The organism is Rhodanobacter thiooxydans LCS2, from assembly GCF_000264375.1.
In the GTDB taxonomy this organism is placed as follows: domain Bacteria; phylum Pseudomonadota; class Gammaproteobacteria; order Xanthomonadales; family Rhodanobacteraceae; genus Rhodanobacter; species Rhodanobacter thiooxydans.
Map to the genome: position 1 here is coordinate 1 of NZ_AJXW01000106.1, position 18,887 is coordinate 18,887.

Consider the following 18,887-nt stretch of genomic DNA (forward strand, 5'->3'; position numbering starts at 1 on the left):
GCTGCGCTCACCCCAACCTACTAGGCTGCTCGATCCGATGGCGCTGACGAAAGGCGGCATCCACAGCGAATGATGCAGGACGCGCAGGCCTGCTCCAGCCATCGGTTGCAGGTCGGCTTGCGCCTTGAAGGCATGCGTCATTCGGACAGGCGTATCGGGATCAGTGTGCGTTCGTCACCGTCAAACGTCGTCGTGCGCACGTGGATTTGCTTGCCTGCCATGTCCCATTTGAAGGTTTGAACGCCTCCACCGCCGTTGCCGTCGGAGAGCAGCCTGACGATGCCGCGCGTCTGGTTGTCCGTAAGCAACAGTTGGGCGGAACCATCGGCATCGACACGCAGCCCGAGTCGATCACGGACGGATTGGGACCCGACTCCAGCAGGGGCATCCAGAGCCATCGTGGCACTGCCATCGGCGAACGTGCTCATGCCGCCGCGTTCGTGGCCGGTGTCGTCGAACATCCAGATGCCTGCCGAACGGGCGCGTCTGTCGGCATTGGGGGCATCTTGTCCGATTTCGATTCGCTTGGTCCCGTTGGCATCGAGGACGACGATGCGATGTGTCCGCAATTCGTTGGTGTCGAGGGATCGGTAGCGCTGCAGGGCGGCGGTTGCGGCAAGCATGACCACGGCAACCGACAGCGCGCCGGTGACGATTTGCAGCTTGCGGAGCGAGCGCCCAAGTTGGGCGATATCGGCAGGGGTCGGCATTTGCTGGTGACCTTCGTTCCATTCCGAGGCGGTGGTGTGACCTGAATCAGGGGTGCGGACGAATCAGCGCATGGAGATCGGTGCCAGTCATTGCGATCCGTTGGCTGGATGTATCCAGCAGTAGGAGGGTAGATCATCGGTTTGGGAGTGCTTGCGGGTTCGCGAACCGGTACCGCGCAATGTTCTGGCTCAGAAAGCAGAGGCGTTGCGTGGCCACCGCCATGCGTACCAGACAACCAGCAGTTGCATGGCGATCTCCACCACGGCCAGGACCTGGTAGAACAGCCACCCACCGGGCATAAAGAAAATCACGATGATGGTGTAGGCAAGCCCCAGCAGGATATTGAGCGGCCGATTGACCGCGGGCCTCAGCGCCAGCGAGAGGAACACCATCAGCGCCGGAAAGGTGACCAGCGCCGCTGTGCCGAGCAGCACGCCCTGGGTGGTCGGCCCGAGCGAACCCATCTGCCCATTGAACATGTCCTTCAGAGTGCCCGGTACGAACAGGCCGAAATAGTCGCCGTAGATGTAGCAGAACATCACCGACGTCCACAGCGCGGCCAGTTTCAGTTGCACGGGTGCGCGCCAGTGTTCGAGTGGCTGGTTGGCGGTCGTGTTCAAGGCAAACTCCCTGTATGCAGTGAAAGAGGCGCTTACGTGCCCGTTGGCGTGACGGATGGAGCCTTGGTTCGCCGGAAGCTGCGGCGCGCACCCAGCACCAGCAGCCACAGCATGAACAGCACTTCCACGAACTGCAGCGGACCGAGCAGGCTGGAAAGCGTGTCTTGCCAGTCCGGTCGCAGTGCCCAGGCGAAGCTCTGGATCACATAGGCCAGGCCGTTGAGGATCAGGGCGTAGCCGAACAGGCGCGGCAGGAAGCCCGAGCGCAGCACCAGCAGCGCCAGCGGGAACAGCCACAGTCCCCACAGCAGTTCGGCGGCGCCGACAGCCTGCCCGTGCAGACGCAGGAACAGCATGGCGAGCGCCGCGCGTTGCGCCGGATCGAATGCGGTGAGTGCGTCCCCTCCGTGGATCAGCAGCAGGGCGGCGGCATCGTTGATCAGGTTGAAGAAATACAGCGCCGGCACCAGCGCGCCGCCAAGCAACAGCATGGCGAGGCCGTGCCGCCGATCCACGTCGCCGAGCAGGCGGTACAGCGCCAGCACCACGAAGGCCATCAGCACACCACAGGCGAGGTCGGCGGCCAGACCGAACCGGAACAGCGTCTCGTGCGCGGCGATGTTCGCGACAGTCGCAGCCGTGTTACCGCTCACGAACAAGGCGCCTGGCACGTAGATCAGGCGATATGGTGCGATCAGCACTATCAGCAGGTAGAGCAGGCCAGCCTGGCGTGCGGTTCGATCCTGAATACTCATGCGTGCTCCATGTGACGGCGGCCTTGTGGTGGGACGGGGCGGGGTGGCTCAGTCGGAGAACACCGCGAAGCCCTTCTTGCCGTTCTTGTCCTTGCCGCAGTCGTCGACGTCCTGCTGCGTCAGCGTGGCGTAGGGCTGGAACGCGGGCAGGGCAGTGGCCAGCTTCTGCTGCGAGGTCAGCAGGTCGGGCATGCGCTTGCACAGTTGCATGGCGGCGGCCTGGAGCTGGTCGGTCTGCGGCTTGATGCTGGCCTCGATCGCCTTGTCGCTCTTGCCGGTGAACGCGCCCCAGAGCGCCTGCTTCGCCGCGGTGATGCCGATGTCCGCGCTGTTGGCGCCGATGTCCATGCCAGCCTCGGCGATGCCGATGATCTGCTGGCGGTAGTCCGCCAGCAGGGCGTGCTGCTGCGGCGTGGCGTCGACCTTCCTGCCCGCGATCAGCAGGTCGCCCTGCGGGGTGATCGCGGCCTTGGGGCGGTCGCCGTGGCTGTTGTGCTCGCCCTTGCCGAGGTGGACGTGGGTGACGTCGATGTCCTGGGTGACCAGTTCCTTCTTGGCCTGCTCGATGCTCTTGCGCACCTCGGCGGCGATCAGCGAGGAGGAGGTTTGCTCGCGGACATCCTTTGTCGCCTGCGTCACGTCGCTGGCGGCGCCCGGTGGGGCAGTACCCTGGTCGGACTGGCTGCAGGCGGCCAGCGAGAGCAGCACCGAGGCGAGGACGCCGAGCGTGATCAGGTTGGTTTTCATCGAAATTCTCCCCGTGGGATGCATGCGGATGTCAGCTGTCGTCGCGCCAGCGGCGGAACCAGATGGCGCCGGCGAGCATGGCGACGGCGGCGGCCACACCGACCCAGAGATTCACCGAGCCCAGCGCCGCGTAGGAATGCGTGAGGCCCACGCTGGACAGCAGCTCGGCTGGGTTGCTGCCGCCGACGTGCGGGACTTCGCTGAACCAGCCGCCGGGGAACACGCCGAGCAGGATGCGCACCACCACGTCGCGCCAGTACCAGCTGTTCTGCAGGGTGAGCGTGCCGAGCAGGTTGAACCAGCCCATCACGATGCCCACCGCCACCGGCAGCGCCACCGCCCACAGGAACGGCTTGCTGCGCGCCCAGGCCGAGCACAGCATCAGCCAGCCGACCGACGGCAGCGCCCACAGCAGGTACAGCGGAATCGAGCCGATCAGGTTGCCGATCACCTGCAGCGGGTGCGACAGGGTCAGCAGGTGCCATACGCCGACGCCGTGGAAGGACAGCGCCAGGGCGAACATCAGCAGCATCACGATGCCGGTCAGGGTGCCGACCACCACCACGATCAGCGGAGCGACGATGGTAGCGGTGACCACCTTCGACAGCACGGTGGCGGTGTCGGAGATCGGCAGCGATTTCCAGAACAGCAGGCTGCGGTCGCGGCGATCGTCGTACAGCGTGCCGAGGCAGTAGAAGAACACCACGAAGCCCATCACCAAGCCGATGATCATCGTGGGCGAGTACATCACCATGTCCAGTCCGGCCCCCACGGCGTCCATGGATTGCTTGTCCAGGTTGCTGGAAAGCAGCCGCATGTTGTTGCCGGCGCCGCCGAAGGAAACGTTGAAGCCGGCATTCCTGCCCATCACCTCGCCGGTGATGATGCCCATCAGGTTCAGCAACAGGAAGACGCCGCCGGTGATGATCGGGGTCCAGACGAAGCCGCCACGGTGCTCCCACAGCTCGCGCTTGATCAGCCAGTACATATCGTTCAGAACCGGGGTTTTCATGCGTAGGTCCCTTTCATGGTGGCGACGAACAGGTCGCTGACGGAGGGGCGGCGGGTTTCGCCCAGCGCCTGCAGCTGCGCGCGGTCGGCGCCGTCGAACAGGAAGATGCTCTTGCCGAACACCTGCCGCTCGTCCAGCGGCTTCAGCGCGCGGGCGGCGGCGGCCCGGTCGGCGCCCACCATCACCTCGATGAAGCGCTCGCCCACAGCATCCATATCGGCGTCCAGCACGATCCTGCCGTCGCGGATGAACATCAGGTCGGTCAGGATGTGCTCGACTTCCTCCACCTGGTGGGTGGTGACGATGATGGTCTTGTTCTCGTCGAAGTAGTCCTCCAGCAGGTTCTGGTAAAACTGCTTGCGGTAGAGGATGTCCAGGCCCAGGGTGGGCTCGTCCAGGATCAGCAGCCTGGCGTCGATCGCCATCACCAGCGCCAGGTGCAGCTGCACGATCATGCCCTTGGACATCTGCCGCACGCGCTGCTCGGGCTGCAGCTTGGTGCGCGCCAGGAACGCCTCGCACTTGGCGCGGTCGAAGCGCGGGTGCACGTTGGCGACGAAGTCCACCGCCTGGCGCACCTTGATCCAGCGCGGCAGCACGGCCACGTCGGCGATGAAGCACACCTCTCCCATCAGCTTGTCGCGCTGCTTGCGCGGGTCGTAGCCCAGCACGCTCAGTTCGCCGGTGAAATCGGTGAGGCCCAGGATCGCCTTCAGCGCGGTGGTCTTGCCGGCGCCGTTGGGGCCGATCAGGCCCACGATGCGGCCGGGTTCGATCTGGAAGCTGGCGTTGTCCAGCGCCAGCGCGGACTTGTATCGCTTGGTCAGGCCGCTGGCCGTGATCACCGCGCTCATGATTTCTCCTCCTTGTCGGTGCCGGCTTCGCGCAGCAGCGTCTTCAGATCCAGCCCCAGTCGCTGCAGCCGGGCAAACAGGACCGGCCACTCCTCACGCAGGAACCGCTCGCGTTCCGATTTCAGCAGTGCCTCGCGTGCGCCTTCGATGACGAACATGCCCAGCCCCCTCCGTTTTTCCACCAGTTGTTCGTCGACCAGTTCCTGGTACGCCTTCGACACGGTCAGCGGATTGATCTGAAAATCCGCGGCCACCTGGCGTACCGACGGCAGCGGGTCGCCCTCGTTCAAGGCGCCGTCCAGGATCATCGCCACCACGCGTTGCTGCAGCTGGCGATAGATCGGGACGCTGTCGTTCCAGGTCATGGTCATGTGTTATTCCTTGGCGATGCGGCCAAACTTGTTGCCAAAAGAATAGTAGGGCATGGCCAATTGCGACCCGAGCAGGCTGAGCTGCTCCGTGCCGCTGGCTCCGTGCAGGTGGCTGATGGCCGGGATGGTGGCGATACCGGCGGTGCCGGCATCGTTCAGCAAGGCGGCGGCGCGCAGCTCGGCGGCGTTGGGGCGCACCTGCACAGGCATCAGGTTGATGACATGGATGGCGTCGGTCCTGCTGGCCGGGGCTGCCTGGGGTGCGACGTTGTAGTTGACGGCGCTCAGGCTGGCGAAGGTGAACAGGACGGCGGCGGCGCTGGCGATCAGATTCTGCGCTTTCATGACGGGCCTCCTTAGTGACCTCGTTGAGTAGTGTTGTAGTGAACAATAACACTATGTTTCGATCTGTCAATAGGCGCGTGGCCATTTCGCAACATGACTGATGGCCTAGGCGTCGAAACCGCGCTGCGGCGCGGTTCGGCAGCATCGAAAACGCGGTGGTGGCCATCCCGGCGTGGTTCAATGGGCAGTCTTCAGCCTCGATGGAGCGGCCCGATGGATCTCGAATTGACCGGACGCGTGGTGGTGGTCACCGGTGCCAGCAAGGGTATCGGGCTGGCTTGTGCGGTTGCATTTGCCCGCGAGGGGGCGACGGTGGTCGGCATCTCGCGCGACCCGGCCAACCTGCGGGCGGCGCAACGCCAGCTTGCCGCCGCCGAACTGGCGCTGGCGGTGCAGGTGGCGGACCTGAAGGACAGCGTGGCCGCGGGGCTGGTGATCGAGCGCATCGAGCACGACCACGGCCCGATCGACGTGCTGGTGAACTGCGCCGGCGCCGCGCGCCGCGCCCCGCCGGCCGAGCTGGACGCGGCCACGGTGCTGGCGGCGATGCAGGCGAAGTACCTCAGCTACATGCACGCGATCGACCCGGTGATCCGCCGCATGGGCGCACGCGGGCACGGCAGCATCGTCAACGTGATCGGGCAGGGCGGGCGCCAGGCCAACCCGCAGCACATCGCCGGCGGTTCGGCCAACGCCGCGCTGATGCTGGCCACGGTGGGCTACGCGAACGCCTACGCCGGCAAGGGCGTGCGGGTCAACGCGATCAACCCCGGCATCACCCGCACCGGCCGCATGGAGGAGGGACTGGACGCCGAGGTGCGCGCCACCGGCCTGCCGCGCGAGGAACTGCTGGCGCGGCAGCTGGCCGGCATCCCGCTGGGGCGTCTGGCCGAACCGGCGGAAATCGCCGACGTGGCGCTGTTCCTGGCCTCGGCGCGAGCCAGCTACGTCACCGGCGCGATCATCCCGATGGACGGCGGCAGGGCCTCGACGATCTGAGCCACGCCGCAAAGAAGAAGGCCGGCGTGGGCGCCGGCCTTTTCCATCCCGCGTCCTGCCGCATCAATCCCTGGCGGCGTAGACCTGCTTGCCGCCGACCCAGGTCTGCAGCACCCTGGTGTTCCATATCTTGCTGGCCGGATCCTTGATGATGTCGTGGTCGACCAGGATGAAGTCGGCCCATTTGCCCGGTTCCAGCGTACCCAGTGTGTGTTCCGCGTGCTCGGCGTAGGCCGCGTCGAGGGTGAACGCGCGCAGCGCCTGCGCCAGCGTCATGTCCTGCTGCGGGTACCAGCCGCCGGGCGGCTGGCCGTCGTGGTCTTCGCGGGTCACCGCCGAATACAGGCCGTAGAACGGGTTGGGTGATTCCACCGGGAAGTCCGAGCCGCCGGCGATCACCGTGCCCTGCTTGAGGAAACGCTGCCACGCGTAGGCGCCGGCGATCCGCTGGTGGCCGATGCGATCCTCGGCCATGTTCATGTCGGAGGTGGCGTGGGTGGGCTGCATCGAGGCGATCAGCTTGAGCGGCACGAAGCGGGGAATGTCCTGCAGCGACAGGATCTGCGCGTGCTCGACCCGGTTGCGCAGCGCGATCGCCTGCGGATGGGTCTTGTAGGCGGCGACGAAGCTGTCCAGCACCTCGCGGTTGGCACCGTCGCCGATGGCGTGGATGGCCACCTGATAGCCCTTGGCGAAGGCCTTGTCGATCTTCGCGGTCATCGCCGCGGGCGGCATGAACAACAGGCCGCGGTTGTGCGGGTCGTCGCTGTAGGGCTTGAGCATCGCCGCGCCGCGGCTGCCCAGCGCGCCGTCGGCAAACAGCTTCACCGCGCGCACGGTGAGGAAGTCGCCGCCATAGCCGATCAGCGGGCCGTCCTGGCTGATGGTGTCGAACGCCGCGCCGGTGTCGCGGATCATCGCGTAGATGCGCGCGGTCAGCTTGTGCGCGTCGGCGTAGTCGCGGTAGAGCCGGTACGTGTCCAGGTCGATGCCGGCGTCGCCGACGCCGGTGAGGCCCACGCTGGCCATCCCGGCCAGCGCGGCGTCGAGTGCGGCGGCCCGTTCCTGCGCGGTGGGCGCCGGCACCTTGTCGTTGACCAGGTCGGCGGCGCCGTCGACGAACACACCGGCCGGGTTGCCGCTGGCGTCGCGCTCGATGCGGCCGCCGGACGGGTCTTTGGTGGCCGCGTTGACGCCGGCCAGTTTGATGGCGGCGGAGTTGGCCCAGGAGGCGTGGCCGTCGATGCGGCTCAGCCAGACCGGGCGGTCGGACACCACGGCGTCCAGTTCCTCGGCAGTGGGAAAGCGGCCGAGCTTCCAGATTTCCTGGTTCCAGCCGCCACCGAGTATCCACTTCGCGTCGGGATGCTCCGCGGCATACGCCTTCACCTTGGCCAGCGCTTCTTGCAGCGACTGCGTGCCGGTGAGGTCGACGCTGTTGCGCGCGTAGCCGAGCTCCAGCACATGGCCGTGGGCATCGATCAGCCCGGGCAGCAAGGTGTGGCCGTGGCCGTCGATCACCTTGGCATCACCGGCGCGGCCCGCCAGCTCGGCATGGCTGCCGGTGGCGACCACCTTGCCCTGGTCGACCAGCAGCGCATGGAAGTGCTGCAGCTTGCCGTGGCTGTCCAGCGTGTAGCCGTTGACGTTGTCGACCAGCAGGTCGGCGGCCTGCACGGCCGGCGCCAATGCCAGCAGGGCGAGCATGGACAGGCATAGCGAGCGTTTCATGCGCGGATTCCGGTGGGTGGGTGAACCCGCAGTGTGTCGGCATGCGCGCGGTTTTTCCACCGTGGCGGTCACCGGTCTGCTCGTCGCCGATCGCGATGTCTTCAACCCGCACGAAGTCGCGGCGGCGGCCATATCCTTGCTGTAGATCCTGCCGCGGCTGGAAGCGACGATCACCTATCCGCCGCCGGTTAGACCTTTGGGATCGTTCGCGATGTAGCGGAAGGTCTTGCCGGCGATCAGCTGGAACAATATCGCGATAAGATGCCGTTATCGAGATTACCGTTCTTGAATGGAAACGACGATGACGGTATTGAGCGGTGCCCTGCAGGACCTCAACGACCTGTACTTCTTCGCCGCGGTGGTCGAGCACGGCGGCTTTTCCGCGGCCGGTCGCGCGCTGGGCGTGCCGAAGTCGCGCCTGAGCAAACGCGTGGCTCAACTTGAGGAACGCCTCGGCGTGCGCCTGCTGCAGCGGACCACCCGGCGCTTCGTGGTGACCGAAGTCGGTGAGCGCTTCTATGCCCATTGTCGCGCCGTGCTGGAAGAAGCGCAGGCGGCGCAGGATGCGGTGGACGAACTGCGCGCCGAACCGCGTGGCGTGGTGCGCCTGAGCTGCCCCGTGTCGCTGGCGCAGACCGTGCTGGCGCATGTGCTGCCGGATTTCCTCGCGCAGTACCCGAAGATGCAGGTGCGGCTGCTGTCCGGCAATCGCCGGGTCGACGTGATCGGCGAGGGTTATGACCTGGCGATCCGCGTGCGCACCAAGCTGGATACCGACGCGAACCTGGTGATTCGCACGTTCGGCCTGTCGCGCACCAAGCTGGTGGCCAGCCCGGCGCTGCTGAAGGCGCTGGGGCGCCCGGTTCAGCCGGACGACCTGGCCCGGCTGCCGGCGCTGTCGATGAGCGAGCACGAGGGTGCCCAGCTGTGGGAACTGATCGGCGCGAACGGCGAGCAGACCAGCGTGGAAGTGCAGGCGCGGCTGATCACCGGCGATTTCGCGGTGCTGCTGGAAGCGGCCCGTCGCGGCATGGGTGTGGCGCTGCTGCCGGAGTTCGTCTGTGCGCCGGCGATCGCCGCGGGTGAACTGGAAGTGGTGCTGCCGGAGTGGAGCGTGCCCGAGGGCACCATGCACTTCGTCTATCCCAGCCGCCGCGGCATGCTGCCGGGCGTACGCGCGCTGGTGGATTTCCTGGCCGAGCGGCTGCCGGCCACCACCTTGGTGAAGCATGAGCAGTGCAAGCACGGCGCAAGGGACGAACTTCCCGCAGCGTGATGCGCAGGGCGGACCCGATGCAGTACCCTGTCGGGCTAACGGACATTTATACGGCCAAACGATGATTGCGACCAAGCTTCCCAAAGTCGGCACCACCATCTTCAGCGTGATGAGCCAGCTGGCGCTGCAACACAAGGCAGTCAACCTGGGCCAGGGCTTTCCCGACTTCGAGCCGCCGCAGGGGCTGCGCGATGCGCTGACGCGCGCCATGAACGAAGGCCGCAACCAGTACGCGCCGATGCACGGCACGGCAGCCCTGCGTGAGCAGATCGTGCTGAAGACCGAGCGTCTGTACGGGCGCCATCTCGATGTCGATACCGACATCACGCTCACCTCCGGCGCCACCGAGGCGATCTTCGCGGCGATTGCCGCGACGGTGCGCACGGGCGAGGAGGTGATCGTGTTCGACCCGGCCTATGACTGCTATGAGCCGGCGATCGAACTGCAGGGCGCGCGCGCGGTGCACATTCCGCTGACCGTGCCGGCGTTCGCGATCGACTGGCAGCGCGTGCGCGACGCGGTGACGCCGAAGACCCGCATGATCATGATCAACACGCCGCACAACCCGTCCGGCGCGGTGCTGTCGGCGGATGATCTGGAAGAGCTGGCAGCGATCGTGCGCGATACCGGCATCGTGGTGCTGGCCGACGAGGTCTACGAGCACATCGTCTACGACGGCGCCCAGCATGAAAGCGTGCTGCGCCATCCGGAGCTGGCCGAGCGCAGCATCGTGGTCTCCTCGTTCGGCAAGACCTACCACTGCACCGGCTGGAAAGTCGGCTACGCGGTGGCGCCGGCCGCGTTGTCGGCCGAGTTTCGCAAGGTGCACCAGTACCTCACGTTCTGCACCTTCCACCCGGCGCAGGTGGCGTTTGCCGAGTTCATGGCCAGCGATCCGCAGCACTACCTGGAACTGCCGGCGTTCTACCAGGCCAAGCGCGACCGCTTCCGCGCGTTGCTGGCGTCGTCGCGCTTCAAGCTGCTCGACGTGCCGGGCGGCTATTTCCAGCTGGTCGACTATTCGGCGATCCGTGACGAGGACGATCTTGCCTTCAGCAAGTGGCTGGTCGAGCACGGCGGCGTCGCGGCGATTCCGCTGACGCCGTTCTATGAGCGCGCACCGGGCACGCGATTGCTGCGGCTGTGCTTCGCCAAGAGCGACGCCACGATGGAGGCGGCCGCCGAGCGGCTGTGCCGGCTGTGAGCAGCGATGGCGTGAGCCTCGAACCGCTGCGCGTATCGCTGGTGCAGGGCGCCACCCGCTGGCACGACGCGCCGGCGAACCGCGACTACTACGGTACGCTGGTGCACCAGGTCAGGGGCAGCGACCTGGTCGTGCTGCCCGAGACGTTCCTGTCCGGCTTCAGCAACGACACCCACGCCAGCGCCGATACCATGGACGGCGAGGGTGTGGCGTGGCTGCGCGCCCTGGCGGCCGAGGTGGGCGCCGTGGTCTGCGGCAGCCTGGCGATCCGCGAGGACGGCGTGGTCTACAACCGTCTGCTGTGGATGCGGCCGGACGGCAGCTTCGCACAGTACGACAAGCGCCACCTGTTCCGCATGTCCGGCGAGCACACCCGCTACGGCGCCGGCAGCGAGCGCCTGGTGGTGGAGCTGAAGGGCTGGCGCGTCCTGCCGCAGGTCTGCTACGACCTGCGCTTCCCGGTGTGGCTGCGCAACCGCCGGCTGGCCTCCGCCGGCGGCGGCATGGATTACGACCTCGCCATCTTCGTGGCGAACTGGCCGGCACCACGCCGCCAGCCGTGGCGTACGCTGCTGCGCGCACGCGCGATCGAGAACCTGTGTTACGTGGCCGGCGTGAACCGGGTCGGCGTGGACGGCAACGAACTGCCTTACGCTGGTGACAGCGCGATGATCGATCCGGTCGGCGAGCCGCTGGTGGAACTGGGCGCGCAGGAGCAGGTGGTGACGGTCACGCTTGATCCCGCACCACTGCTGGCGCACCGCGAGCGCTTCCCGGCGTGGATGGACGCCGACACGTTCTCGCTCGATCCGGGATGAACCTCCGGTCGATACATTTTGGTCGATCCATTTGGAGCCCGCTGGCGGGCGATGCTCTTGTCGGGATTCGCGAAAGCAAGAGCATCGCCACGCAAGTGGGCTCCCACGATCGTTCGGTTCAGAACAGAACGCCGCCTTGAGGGCGGCGTTCTGTGAAGGGACTCAGAGTATCGCCAGCACCGCTTCCGGCGGGCGCCCGATGACGGCCTTGCCGTTGGCGACCACGATCGGGCGTTCAATCAGCTTCGGGTGCGCCACCATCGCGACGATCAGGGCATCGTCATCGAGCGCGGAATCGTCCAGCCCCAGCACGCGGTACTCCTCCTCGCCGGTGCGCAGCAGTTCGCGCGCGGTCATCCCCAGTTGCCGCAGCAGCATGGCCAGTTCGGCGGCGCTCGGCGGCGTGTCGAGGTAGTCGACCACCTCGATCTCCCCGCCGTGCTGCTCCAGCAACGCCAGCGTGGCGCGCGACTTGGAGCAGCGGCTGTTGTGATAGATGCGCAGCATCGCCCGGCCGGCTCAGCGGTTGCCCGAACGGTTGCCGCCGCGACCCGGCGGCCGACCGCCACCGTGCCGACCGCCTTGCGGGCGATTGCCGCCATGGCCTTGCGGGCGTGCCGGATTGCCGGGCGCGCGGTTGCCCTGGCCTTGAGCTTGTCCGTGCGGGCGCGAACCGCGGTTGCCCGGGGCACGATTGCCGCCAAGGCCCGGGCCATGCGATTCGTTGCCGAAACTGCCGTAGGGGCTGCCCGCCGCGCGGCCCTGGTTGCCGCCGGCCTGGCGGCGGTTGCCGGCGGCACCACCGGGGTTGCCGCGCGAAGCACCGGCACGGGGGCCGCCGTCGCGGCTCTCGCCGGCAAACCAGCTGCGCACCGATGGCAACTCCTGGCCCGGCGCCACGCGCCGGCTCTTCTTGCCGCCGTGCTTGCCTCCCGCCGCACCACGTTCAGGGCGCGCCAGGTTGCCGTTGACTTCCTTGCCGTCGCGCCGCGGCGGTTTGCGGCCGCGTACGGGTTCCTCGCGGATGCGGTCGTACGCGCGCAGCTCGCGCGCCTCGTCCTGGCCGCCGGTCCAGGCGGTGCCGGCGCCACGCTCGGGGCGGTATTCGGTGACGTTGCGGCTGGTGCGGCGCTGGTGCAGCACCGGGCTCAGGGTCAGTACCGGTTGCGCGGGGCCGAGGCCGCTGGTCTGGCGTAGCTGCTTGACGCCCTCGGCGTCGAGCGCCTCGGATTCGCCACGGCGCAGGTGGCGCGGCAGCTCGATGCCGCCGTAGCGGATGCGCTTGAGCCGGCTGACCAGGAAACCCTGCGAGTCCCACAGGCGCCGCACTTCGCGGTTGCGGCCCTCGCGGATCACCACGCGGAACCAGCTGTGGCTGCCGCCGCGACTGATCACGGCGATCTCGTCGAAGCGGGCCGGGCCGTCGTCCAGTTCCACGCCGGCCTTGAGTTTTTCGATGACCTCGTCGGGCACTTCGCCGTGCACGCGGCACAGGTATTCGCGCTCGAGGCCGCTCTTGGGATGCATCAGCGCGTTGGCCAGTTCGCCGTCGGTGGTCAGCAGCAGCAGGCCGGTGGTGTTGATGTCGAGGCGGCCCACGGCGACCCAGCGCGCGCCCTTCAGGCGCGGCAGCTGTTCGAACACGGTGGGGCGGCCTTCGGGGTCGTCGCGGGTGGTCAGCTCGCCTTCGGGCTTGTGATAGATCAGCACCTCGGTGTCGTCGCGGCTGTCGGTGGCCACCACGAACTGCTTGCTGTCCATGATCACGCGGTCACCGGCTTTCACGCTCATGCCGATGCTGGCGGGCGCGCCATTCAGCTCGACTTCGCCGGACTGGATGCGCTGTTCGAGCATGCGGCGCGAGCCGAGACCGGCGTTGGCCAGCACCTTGTGCAGGCGTTCTTCCAGGGCGGGGGCGTCGCTGTCGGCGCGCGGTTCGCGCTTCAGGGACAAAACGGATTTTTGCGGCGCATTCATGCGCGGTACTCCTCGGGATCTTGCTCGGCGGCGTCGGGTTCGGCGTCCGCAGCGGGGGGCGCTGCCTCGTCGGCAGTGGTTGTCGGAGGCTCGGCGGGCAGGCTCGGGTCGGAGCCGGCATCGCCGGATTCGGAGGCGACCGACGTTTCGGCGGCGGTCGCGTTGGCGTGGTCGTCGGCTGCCGCATCGACGGCATCCTGCTCGTGCAGGAGTTCCTCGTCCGGGTCGATCGGCAGGTCGCGCACGATGCGGGCGGGCAGGGGCTCGGGCTCGAAGCGCAGCTGCGGGTCTTCCAGGTCGCGGATTTCCGACAGCGGTGGCAGCTGGTCCAGTGATTTCAGGTTGAAGTAGTCGAGGAACGCGCGCGTGGTGCCGAACAGCGCCGGTTTGCCGGGCACGTCGCGGTAGCCGACCACGCGGATCCATTCGCGCTCCTCCATCGTCTTGATGATGTTCGAGGACACCACCACGCCGCGGATCTGCTCGATCTCCGGGCGGGTGATCGGCTGGCGGTAGGCGATCAGCGCCAGCGTTTCCAGCAGCGCGCGTGAGTAGCGGCTGGGCCGCTCGGTCCACATGCGCGAGATCCACGGGTGCACGTCCTGGCGCACCTGGTAGCGGAAGCCGGAGGCCACTTCCTTCAGCTCGATGCCGCGACCGGCGCAGTCTTCGGCCAGTGCCTCGAGCGCCCTGGCGACCTGTTCGCGGCTGACTTCGTCGGCCTCGTTGAACAGCTCGCCCAGCTGCTGCACGGTCATCGGCTGGGTGGAGGCCAGCAGGGCGGCCTCGACGATGGGTTTGAGTTGCTCGATCTGCATGACCTTGGGTTCGGATGCCGGTTTGATCGGTACTGCTCAGTGGATGTCGTTCATTCGCCGGACGATTCGACCAGTGCCGATTCGCCCGCCTGGTCGTCGCCCGCCAGCGTGTCAGCGGGCTCCTCGGCGTGGCTCGCCCTGGCCTTCACGTAGATCGGCGCCAGCGGCTCTTCCTGGACGATCTCGATCAGCATTTCCTTGGCCAGCTCCAGCATGGCCAGGAAGGTCACCACGATGCCCAGCCGCCCTTCGCTGACATCGAACAGGCTCTCGAAGCGGCGGAAGCTGGCGTCATCCAGCCGGCTCAGCAACTCGCCCATGCGCTGGCGCACGCTGAGCGTCTCGCGCTTGATCGCGTGGTGCCCGAACAACTCGGCCCGGTGCATCACGTCCTTCAGGGCCAGCAGCAGCTCGGTCAGCTCCAGCGGCGGCGGCAACCTGATCACGTTGCGTTCGCCCACGTCGGTGTGCACCACCGCGGTGTCGCGCTCCAGCCGGGGCATCGCCTCGATGTCCTCGGCGGCGCGCTTGTACCGTTCGTACTCCTGCAAGCGCCGTACCAGTTCGGCACGGGGGTCCTCTTCCAGCCCTTCCTCGGCCGGCGGTCGCGGCAGCAGCAGCCGCGACTTGATCTCGGCCAGGATCGCGGCCATCAACAGGTACTCGGCGGCCAGCTCCAGCCGCATCACGTCCCGCATCAGCTCGATGTAGGCCATGTACTGCCGGGTGATCTCGGCAACCGGGATGTCCAGGATGTCGAGGTTCTGCCGGCGGATCAGGTACAGCAGCAGGTCCAGCGGCCCCTCGAACGCCTCCAGGATGACCTCGAGCGCATCCGGCGGAATGTACAGGTCCTGCGGCATCTGCAGCAGCGGCTGGCCGTGCACGATGGCCAGCGGCATTTCCTGCTGTTGCGGTACCGGCGCAAATGCGTCCTGCGGTGCGACGACCTGGCTCTGTGGCTCGACGGGCTCAGTGCTCATCAATGCGTGTCATGGGCCGTCTTCAGCGGCTGTGCAGTGCGTTCAACATGATCGGATCCATTCCCATGCCGACACGGCATCGGATGTCCGTACTCGGAACACAGCGGTGAGGCGGTATTCCCGGGGTACTGCGTTCTTCACACTTGTTCGGTCGAGGCGCGGCGGACGCCATCGTCACGACGGGCATGACGAAGCCACTCGATGGCGGTTCGGTCAGGCAGGTCGTCAGCGACCATCGCGCGTCGACTGCGGGTTGTCAGCCACGGCAGGGACGTCAAGCCAGGGAGGGCGGGAAACAACGCCACCGGCTGTTCACTGGTCGGTTCGAGAGCAATCGAATGGATGCCAAGGGGCGCCGGAAGTGCTCGGCAAACAATTCCATGGAGCCACGCGTGGGGCAAGAGTAGCGGTTAGCCGGCGCCAAGTCCAGCGCAGGCTGCCAGTGGCCGTGGCCGCCCGCAAGGCACTGGTGGCGGGTGTTTGCCGGTTTCGCACCAACGCCATCGACAGGCACAATAGGCGGACTGCGCCAGAGGGAACCGATGCACCGTGAGTGCGGCAGGGGCCGCATGTGACCTAATGCGTCGAATTGGGTCAGGCTCGCGTCAGCATTGTATTCGGCGACGCCGGGCAGTCAGTGGCATGCGTCGCGATGGCGGTGCTGCCACGATGCAGGTCCCGGGTCCGGGTGGCCCGGGTGGGCGAGACGCATGCAGGTCCGGGCCGACGTTCGGCGAGGCGTGGCATATGGGATGGCATGGTGATTGCTTTGGCAACAGCAGACCATTCTGACCGGCCATGGCGCAGTGGTATCGCCGGCGAATGATACGGCAGCAAGATTTCAGGACGATGTTGGACGCAGTGCCCTCATCGGGGCGCAAGTGCAAACAGGTGGTGGAACTGATGGCGATCGACAAGAACGGGCAGGATGGCGGCGCACCGGAGCAGCTGCGTCCGGCGCGCATGCAGATCGAGACGACAGTGCTGATGAGCAGCAATGGTGAGTCGCGCCCGACCGAGCTGGTCGATATTTCGGCGACCGGTGCGCTGTTGCGTCGCCCGCTGGGCTGGTCGGGTCACGTCGGGCAGAGCTGGGTACTCGACATGATCTTTGGCAACAACCTGCACATCCACCTCGAAGCCGTGGTGGCGCGTATCTCCGACCATCACATCGGTTTTTCCTACAGCCGCATCCCCGAGGACAAGCAGGTGCCGTTGTGGAACCTGCTGGGCGGTTACGCCGATATCCTGGAGTACTGGAAGGACGGCTGAGCGAACGCGGCCAGCCCATGAAAAACGCCCGCATGTGCGGGCGTTTTCGGTTGCAGGTGCCGCGCGGAACTCAGGCCGGGACTTTCTTCTCGTCGCGCAGTTCGCGGCGCAGGATCTTGCCCACGTTGCTCTTGGGCAGACTGTCGCGGAACTCGATCAGTTTGGGCCGCTTGTAGCCGGTGAGGTTCTCGCGGGAGAACTGCTTGAGCGCCTCCTCGGTGAGGTTCGGGTCCTTGCGCACCACGAACAGCTTCACCACCTCGCCGGAATGCTCGTCCGGCACGCCGACCGCAGCCACCTCGAGCACGCCGGGATGCTGCATGACGGTGTCCTCGACCTCGTTCGGGTACACGTTGAAGCCGGACACCAGGATCATGTCCTTCTTGCGGTCGACGATATAGAAGTAGCCATTCGCGTCCATCTTCGCGATGTCGCCGGTGTGCAGCCAGCCATTGGCATCGAGCACCTTGGCGGTCTCGTCCGGACGATTCCAGTAGCCCTTCATGACCTGCGGGCCCTGCACCATCAGTTCGCCGACTTCGCCAACGGACAGCGGCTTGCCGTCCTCCGACCAGATCGCCACATTGGTGGACGGCACCGGCAGGCCGATCGAGCCGTTGTATTCCTTGAGGTCGAGCGGGTTGATGCAGACCGCCGGCGAGGTTTCGGTCAACCCGTACGCCTCGGCCAGGGTGCAGCCGGTGACCTTCTTCCAGCGTTCGGCCACGGCGCGCTGCACCGCCATGCCGCCGCCCAGGGTCAGGTGCAGTTTCGAGAAGTCCAGTTCGGAGAAACCGGGCGTGTTGAGCAGGCCGTTGAACAGCGTGTTGACGCCGGTCAGCGCGGTGAAGCCGGACTTGTGCAGTTCCTTGACGAAGCCGGGCATGTCGCGCGGGTTGGTGATCAGCCAGTTGAGTCCGCCCAGCCGCATGAACACCAGGCCGTTCGCGGTCAGCGAGAAGATGTGGTACAGCGGCAGCGCGGTGATGATCACCTCTTCGCCGGGCGTGACCAGGTCGGTGCCGATCCAGGCAGCGGCCTGCAGCATGTTCGCCACCATGTTGCCGTGGGTCAGCATGGCGCCCTTGGCCACGCCGGTGGTGCCGCCGGTGTATTGCAGGAACGCGATATCGTTGTGGGTCAGCGTCACCGGCTGCAGCGGATGCGCAGCGCCGCGCGCCAGCGCGTCGCGAAAGCGCACGGCATGCGGCAGGTGGAACGCCGGCACCATCTTCTTCACGTACTTCAGCACGAAGTTGATCAGCGCGCCCTTGGGAAAGCCGAGCAGGTCGCCGATGCCGGTGGTGATGATGTGCTGCACGTGGGTCTCGGCCACCACGTGCTGCAAGGTGGCGGCGAAATTGTCCAGCACCACAATCGCCTTGGTGCCGGAATCCTCAAGCTGGTGCTTGAGCTCGCGCGCGGTATACATCGGGTTGGTGTTGACCACCACCAGGCCGGCACGCAACGTGCCGAACAACGCGATCGGATACTGCAGCACGTTCGGCATCATGATCGCGACACGATCGCCCTTGCCGAGCTTGAGCACGCCGGTGAGGTAGCCGGCGAACTGGCGGCTCATCTCGTCGATCTGGCCGTAGCTGAGCTGGCGGCCGAAGCTGGCGAACGCCGGGCGGTCGCGGAAGCGGGTGAACGATTCTTCCAGGACCGCCGATACTGAAGCATATTGGCTGACGTCGATCTGTTCAGGCACGCCGGCTGGATAGTTCTCCAGCCACGGACGTTCGTTGCTCATGCTTTGGGTTCCCTGGTTTGTCGATGACGATGGAGCGAATGATGGAATCGAACGGCGTCAGCCTCCATCATCGCCCATGCGCCAGTTGATTGGAGCATACGCCCGCGTACAGCGGCAAGCCGCACTGCAACGAGTTGCGTCGATGATGGCACCGGGGAAAACCGTCTTTTTGCCGATCGTTCTGCTGCTGCTCGCGCTGGCGTTGCCGGCCTGTGGACGCACGCCGGACGAGGCGCAGGTGCGCGCCGCCATCGCGTCGATCGCGCAGGCGGCCGAAGCGGGTTCGGCCAGCGACGTGGGCGCTCTGCTGAGCGATGACTTCGACGGCAATGGGGGGCAACTGGACCGGCGCGGATTGACCAGCATGATCAGGCTGCCGGCGCTGCGCGGCGAACACATCGGGGTGACCATGGGGCCGGTGTCGGTCGAACCCCGTGGCGAACGGATGGTGGCGAGCTTCACCGTCACGCTGACCAGCGGCGGCAAGCTGCTGCCCGACCAGTTGGGGGTCTATCAAGTCGAGTCCGCGTGGCGCAAGGAAGGCGGCTCGTGGCGTTGCTACACAGCGAGCTGGGAGCATTCATTGTAGAGGGCCGCCCGCGGGCGATGCTTTGAAAGCCGGGATTCGGGATTCGGGA

20 protein-coding genes are annotated in these 18,887 nt (G+C 66.6%); 6 read left to right on the plus strand and 14 right to left on the minus strand.

Features of this window, described 5'->3' with window-relative positions; all coding sequences use genetic code 11:
* Nucleotides 1–137: 137 nt before the first annotated feature.
* The 8 genes from UUA_RS17090 to UUA_RS17125 all read right to left on the minus strand — a co-directional run bounded on the left by UUA_RS17090 (nt 138) and on the right by UUA_RS17125 (nt 5,415).
* Complete coding sequence (locus UUA_RS17090; protein WP_008439198.1) at nt 138–710, minus strand: hypothetical protein; 573 nt, start codon at nt 708–710, stop codon at nt 138–140.
* A gap of 189 nt (nt 711–899) precedes the next feature.
* Nucleotides 900–1,331, minus strand: coding sequence for a DUF6326 family protein (locus UUA_RS17095; RefSeq protein WP_008439199.1), 432 nt, complete (start codon nt 1,329–1,331; stop codon nt 900–902).
* Nucleotides 1,332–1,363: 32 nt separating this feature from the next.
* A complete protein-coding gene (locus UUA_RS17100) occupies nt 1,364–2,086 on the minus strand; it encodes a DUF4386 domain-containing protein (protein WP_008439200.1) in 723 nt (240 codons plus the stop codon).
* Nucleotides 2,087–2,134: 48 nt separating this feature from the next.
* Entirely contained in the window at nt 2,135–2,833 is a 699-nt protein-coding gene (locus UUA_RS17105) for a YggN family protein (protein ID WP_008439201.1), read from the minus strand.
* A 31-nt stretch (nt 2,834–2,864) separates the two neighbouring features.
* Complete coding sequence (locus UUA_RS17110) at nt 2,865–3,845, minus strand: hypothetical protein (protein WP_008439203.1); 981 nt, start codon at nt 3,843–3,845, stop codon at nt 2,865–2,867.
* On the minus strand, nt 3,842–4,699 hold the full coding sequence (locus UUA_RS17115) for an ABC transporter ATP-binding protein (RefSeq protein ID WP_008439205.1): 858 nt from the start codon (nt 4,697–4,699) through the stop codon (nt 3,842–3,844). The genes UUA_RS17110 and UUA_RS17115 overlap by 4 nt, the downstream gene beginning before the upstream one ends.
* Entirely contained in the window at nt 4,696–5,070 is a 375-nt protein-coding gene (locus UUA_RS17120; RefSeq protein ID WP_008439206.1) for a GntR family transcriptional regulator, read from the minus strand. Before UUA_RS17120 ends, UUA_RS17115 begins: the two co-directional genes overlap by 4 nt.
* Nucleotides 5,071–5,073: 3 nt before the next feature.
* Entirely contained in the window at nt 5,074–5,415 is a 342-nt protein-coding gene (locus UUA_RS17125; protein WP_008439207.1) for a hypothetical protein, read from the minus strand.
* Between the two features lie 213 nt (nt 5,416–5,628).
* Between UUA_RS17125 and UUA_RS17130 the strand changes: the two genes are divergently transcribed.
* Nucleotides 5,629–6,414 (plus strand): SDR family NAD(P)-dependent oxidoreductase, encoded by a 786-nt coding sequence (locus UUA_RS17130; RefSeq protein WP_008439208.1) that lies wholly within the window; start codon nt 5,629–5,631, stop codon nt 6,412–6,414.
* A 63-nt stretch (nt 6,415–6,477) separates the two neighbouring features.
* Here the strand turns inward: UUA_RS17130 and UUA_RS17135 are convergent, their stop codons facing one another.
* Nucleotides 6,478–8,145 carry an amidohydrolase gene (locus UUA_RS17135; RefSeq protein ID WP_039954403.1) on the minus strand — a complete coding sequence of 556 codons (1,668 nt, stop codon included), beginning with the start codon at nt 8,143–8,145 and terminating at the stop codon, nt 6,478–6,480.
* A gap of 301 nt (nt 8,146–8,446) precedes the next feature.
* Here UUA_RS17135 and UUA_RS17140 point away from each other — a divergent pair, with 301 nt between their 5' ends.
* From UUA_RS17140 to UUA_RS17150, 3 genes are all read left to right on the plus strand, one after another.
* Nucleotides 8,447–9,421, plus strand: a complete 975-nt coding sequence (locus UUA_RS17140) for a LysR substrate-binding domain-containing protein (protein ID WP_008439210.1) — start codon at nt 8,447–8,449, stop codon at nt 9,419–9,421.
* 61 nt (nt 9,422–9,482) lie between these two features.
* Entirely contained in the window at nt 9,483–10,625 is a 1,143-nt protein-coding gene (locus UUA_RS17145) for a pyridoxal phosphate-dependent aminotransferase (protein WP_008439211.1), read from the plus strand.
* Entirely contained in the window at nt 10,622–11,443 is an 822-nt protein-coding gene (locus UUA_RS17150; RefSeq protein ID WP_039954405.1) for an amidohydrolase, read from the plus strand. The genes UUA_RS17145 and UUA_RS17150 overlap by 4 nt, the downstream gene beginning before the upstream one ends.
* 162 nt (nt 11,444–11,605) lie before the next feature.
* Here the strand turns inward: UUA_RS17150 and arsC are convergent, their stop codons facing one another.
* The 4 genes from arsC to UUA_RS17170 are packed head-to-tail and all read right to left on the minus strand — an operon-like array spanning nt 11,606 to nt 15,221.
* A complete protein-coding gene (arsC, locus tag UUA_RS17155) occupies nt 11,606–11,950 on the minus strand; it encodes an arsenate reductase (glutaredoxin) (protein ID WP_008439213.1) in 345 nt (114 codons plus the stop codon).
* Nucleotides 11,951–11,962: 12 nt separating this feature from the next.
* On the minus strand, nt 11,963–13,420 hold the full coding sequence (locus UUA_RS17160; protein ID WP_008439214.1) for a pseudouridine synthase: 1,458 nt from the start codon (nt 13,418–13,420) through the stop codon (nt 11,963–11,965).
* Nucleotides 13,417–14,238 carry an SMC-Scp complex subunit ScpB gene (gene scpB, locus UUA_RS17165; RefSeq protein WP_008439216.1) on the minus strand — a complete coding sequence of 274 codons (822 nt, stop codon included), beginning with the start codon at nt 14,236–14,238 and terminating at the stop codon, nt 13,417–13,419. Before scpB ends, UUA_RS17160 begins: the two co-directional genes overlap by 4 nt.
* A 50-nt stretch (nt 14,239–14,288) precedes the next feature.
* A complete protein-coding gene (locus UUA_RS17170; protein ID WP_008439217.1) occupies nt 14,289–15,221 on the minus strand; it encodes a segregation/condensation protein A in 933 nt (310 codons plus the stop codon).
* 903 nt (nt 15,222–16,124) lie between these two features.
* Here UUA_RS17170 and UUA_RS17175 point away from each other — a divergent pair.
* Nucleotides 16,125–16,493, plus strand: a complete 369-nt coding sequence (locus UUA_RS17175; protein WP_039954410.1) for a PilZ domain-containing protein — start codon at nt 16,125–16,127, stop codon at nt 16,491–16,493.
* 70 nt (nt 16,494–16,563) lie between these two features.
* Here UUA_RS17175 and UUA_RS17180 read toward each other — a convergent pair whose 3' ends face one another.
* Nucleotides 16,564–18,249, minus strand: coding sequence for a long-chain-fatty-acid--CoA ligase (locus tag UUA_RS17180; RefSeq protein ID WP_008439219.1), 1,686 nt, complete (start codon nt 18,247–18,249; stop codon nt 16,564–16,566).
* On the opposite strand from UUA_RS17180, the gene UUA_RS17185 reads away from it, so the two are divergent.
* Nucleotides 18,248–18,838, plus strand: a complete 591-nt coding sequence (locus UUA_RS17185) for a hypothetical protein (protein ID WP_235605833.1) — start codon at nt 18,248–18,250, stop codon at nt 18,836–18,838. The two genes, UUA_RS17180 and UUA_RS17185, sit on opposite strands and share 2 nt — an antisense overlap.
* Nucleotides 18,839–18,887: the final 49 nt, after the last annotated feature.

Coding starts and splice junctions, on each gene's coding strand:
- UUA_RS17145 (WP_008439211.1), top strand. CDS start 9,483: ATGATTGCGACCAAGCTTCCCAAAGTCGGCACCACCATCTTCAGCGTG.
- UUA_RS17180 (WP_008439219.1), bottom strand. CDS start 18,249: ATGAGCAACGAACGTCCGTGGCTGGAGAACTATCCAGCCGGCGTGCCT.
- UUA_RS17175 (WP_039954410.1), top strand. CDS start 16,125: ATGGCGATCGACAAGAACGGGCAGGATGGCGGCGCACCGGAGCAGCTG.
- scpB (WP_008439216.1), bottom strand. CDS start 14,238: ATGCAGATCGAGCAACTCAAACCCATCGTCGAGGCCGCCCTGCTGGCC.
- UUA_RS17105 (WP_008439201.1), bottom strand. CDS start 2,833: ATGAAAACCAACCTGATCACGCTCGGCGTCCTCGCCTCGGTGCTGCTC.
- UUA_RS17140 (WP_008439210.1), top strand. CDS start 8,447: ATGACGGTATTGAGCGGTGCCCTGCAGGACCTCAACGACCTGTACTTC.
- UUA_RS17135 (WP_039954403.1), bottom strand. CDS start 8,145: ATGAAACGCTCGCTATGCCTGTCCATGCTCGCCCTGCTGGCATTGGCG.
- UUA_RS17115 (WP_008439205.1), bottom strand. CDS start 4,699: ATGAGCGCGGTGATCACGGCCAGCGGCCTGACCAAGCGATACAAGTCC.
- UUA_RS17125 (WP_008439207.1), bottom strand. CDS start 5,415: ATGAAAGCGCAGAATCTGATCGCCAGCGCCGCCGCCGTCCTGTTCACC.
- UUA_RS17160 (WP_008439214.1), bottom strand. CDS start 13,420: ATGAATGCGCCGCAAAAATCCGTTTTGTCCCTGAAGCGCGAACCGCGC.
- arsC (WP_008439213.1), bottom strand. CDS start 11,950: ATGCTGCGCATCTATCACAACAGCCGCTGCTCCAAGTCGCGCGCCACG.
- UUA_RS17120 (WP_008439206.1), bottom strand. CDS start 5,070: ATGACCATGACCTGGAACGACAGCGTCCCGATCTATCGCCAGCTGCAG.
- UUA_RS17185 (WP_235605833.1), top strand. CDS start 18,248: ATGCTTTGGGTTCCCTGGTTTGTCGATGACGATGGAGCGAATGATGGA.
- UUA_RS17130 (WP_008439208.1), top strand. CDS start 5,629: ATGGATCTCGAATTGACCGGACGCGTGGTGGTGGTCACCGGTGCCAGC.
- UUA_RS17110 (WP_008439203.1), bottom strand. CDS start 3,845: ATGAAAACCCCGGTTCTGAACGATATGTACTGGCTGATCAAGCGCGAG.
- UUA_RS17170 (WP_008439217.1), bottom strand. CDS start 15,221: ATGAGCACTGAGCCCGTCGAGCCACAGAGCCAGGTCGTCGCACCGCAG.
- UUA_RS17090 (WP_008439198.1), bottom strand. CDS start 710: ATGCCGACCCCTGCCGATATCGCCCAACTTGGGCGCTCGCTCCGCAAG.
- UUA_RS17100 (WP_008439200.1), bottom strand. CDS start 2,086: ATGAGTATTCAGGATCGAACCGCACGCCAGGCTGGCCTGCTCTACCTG.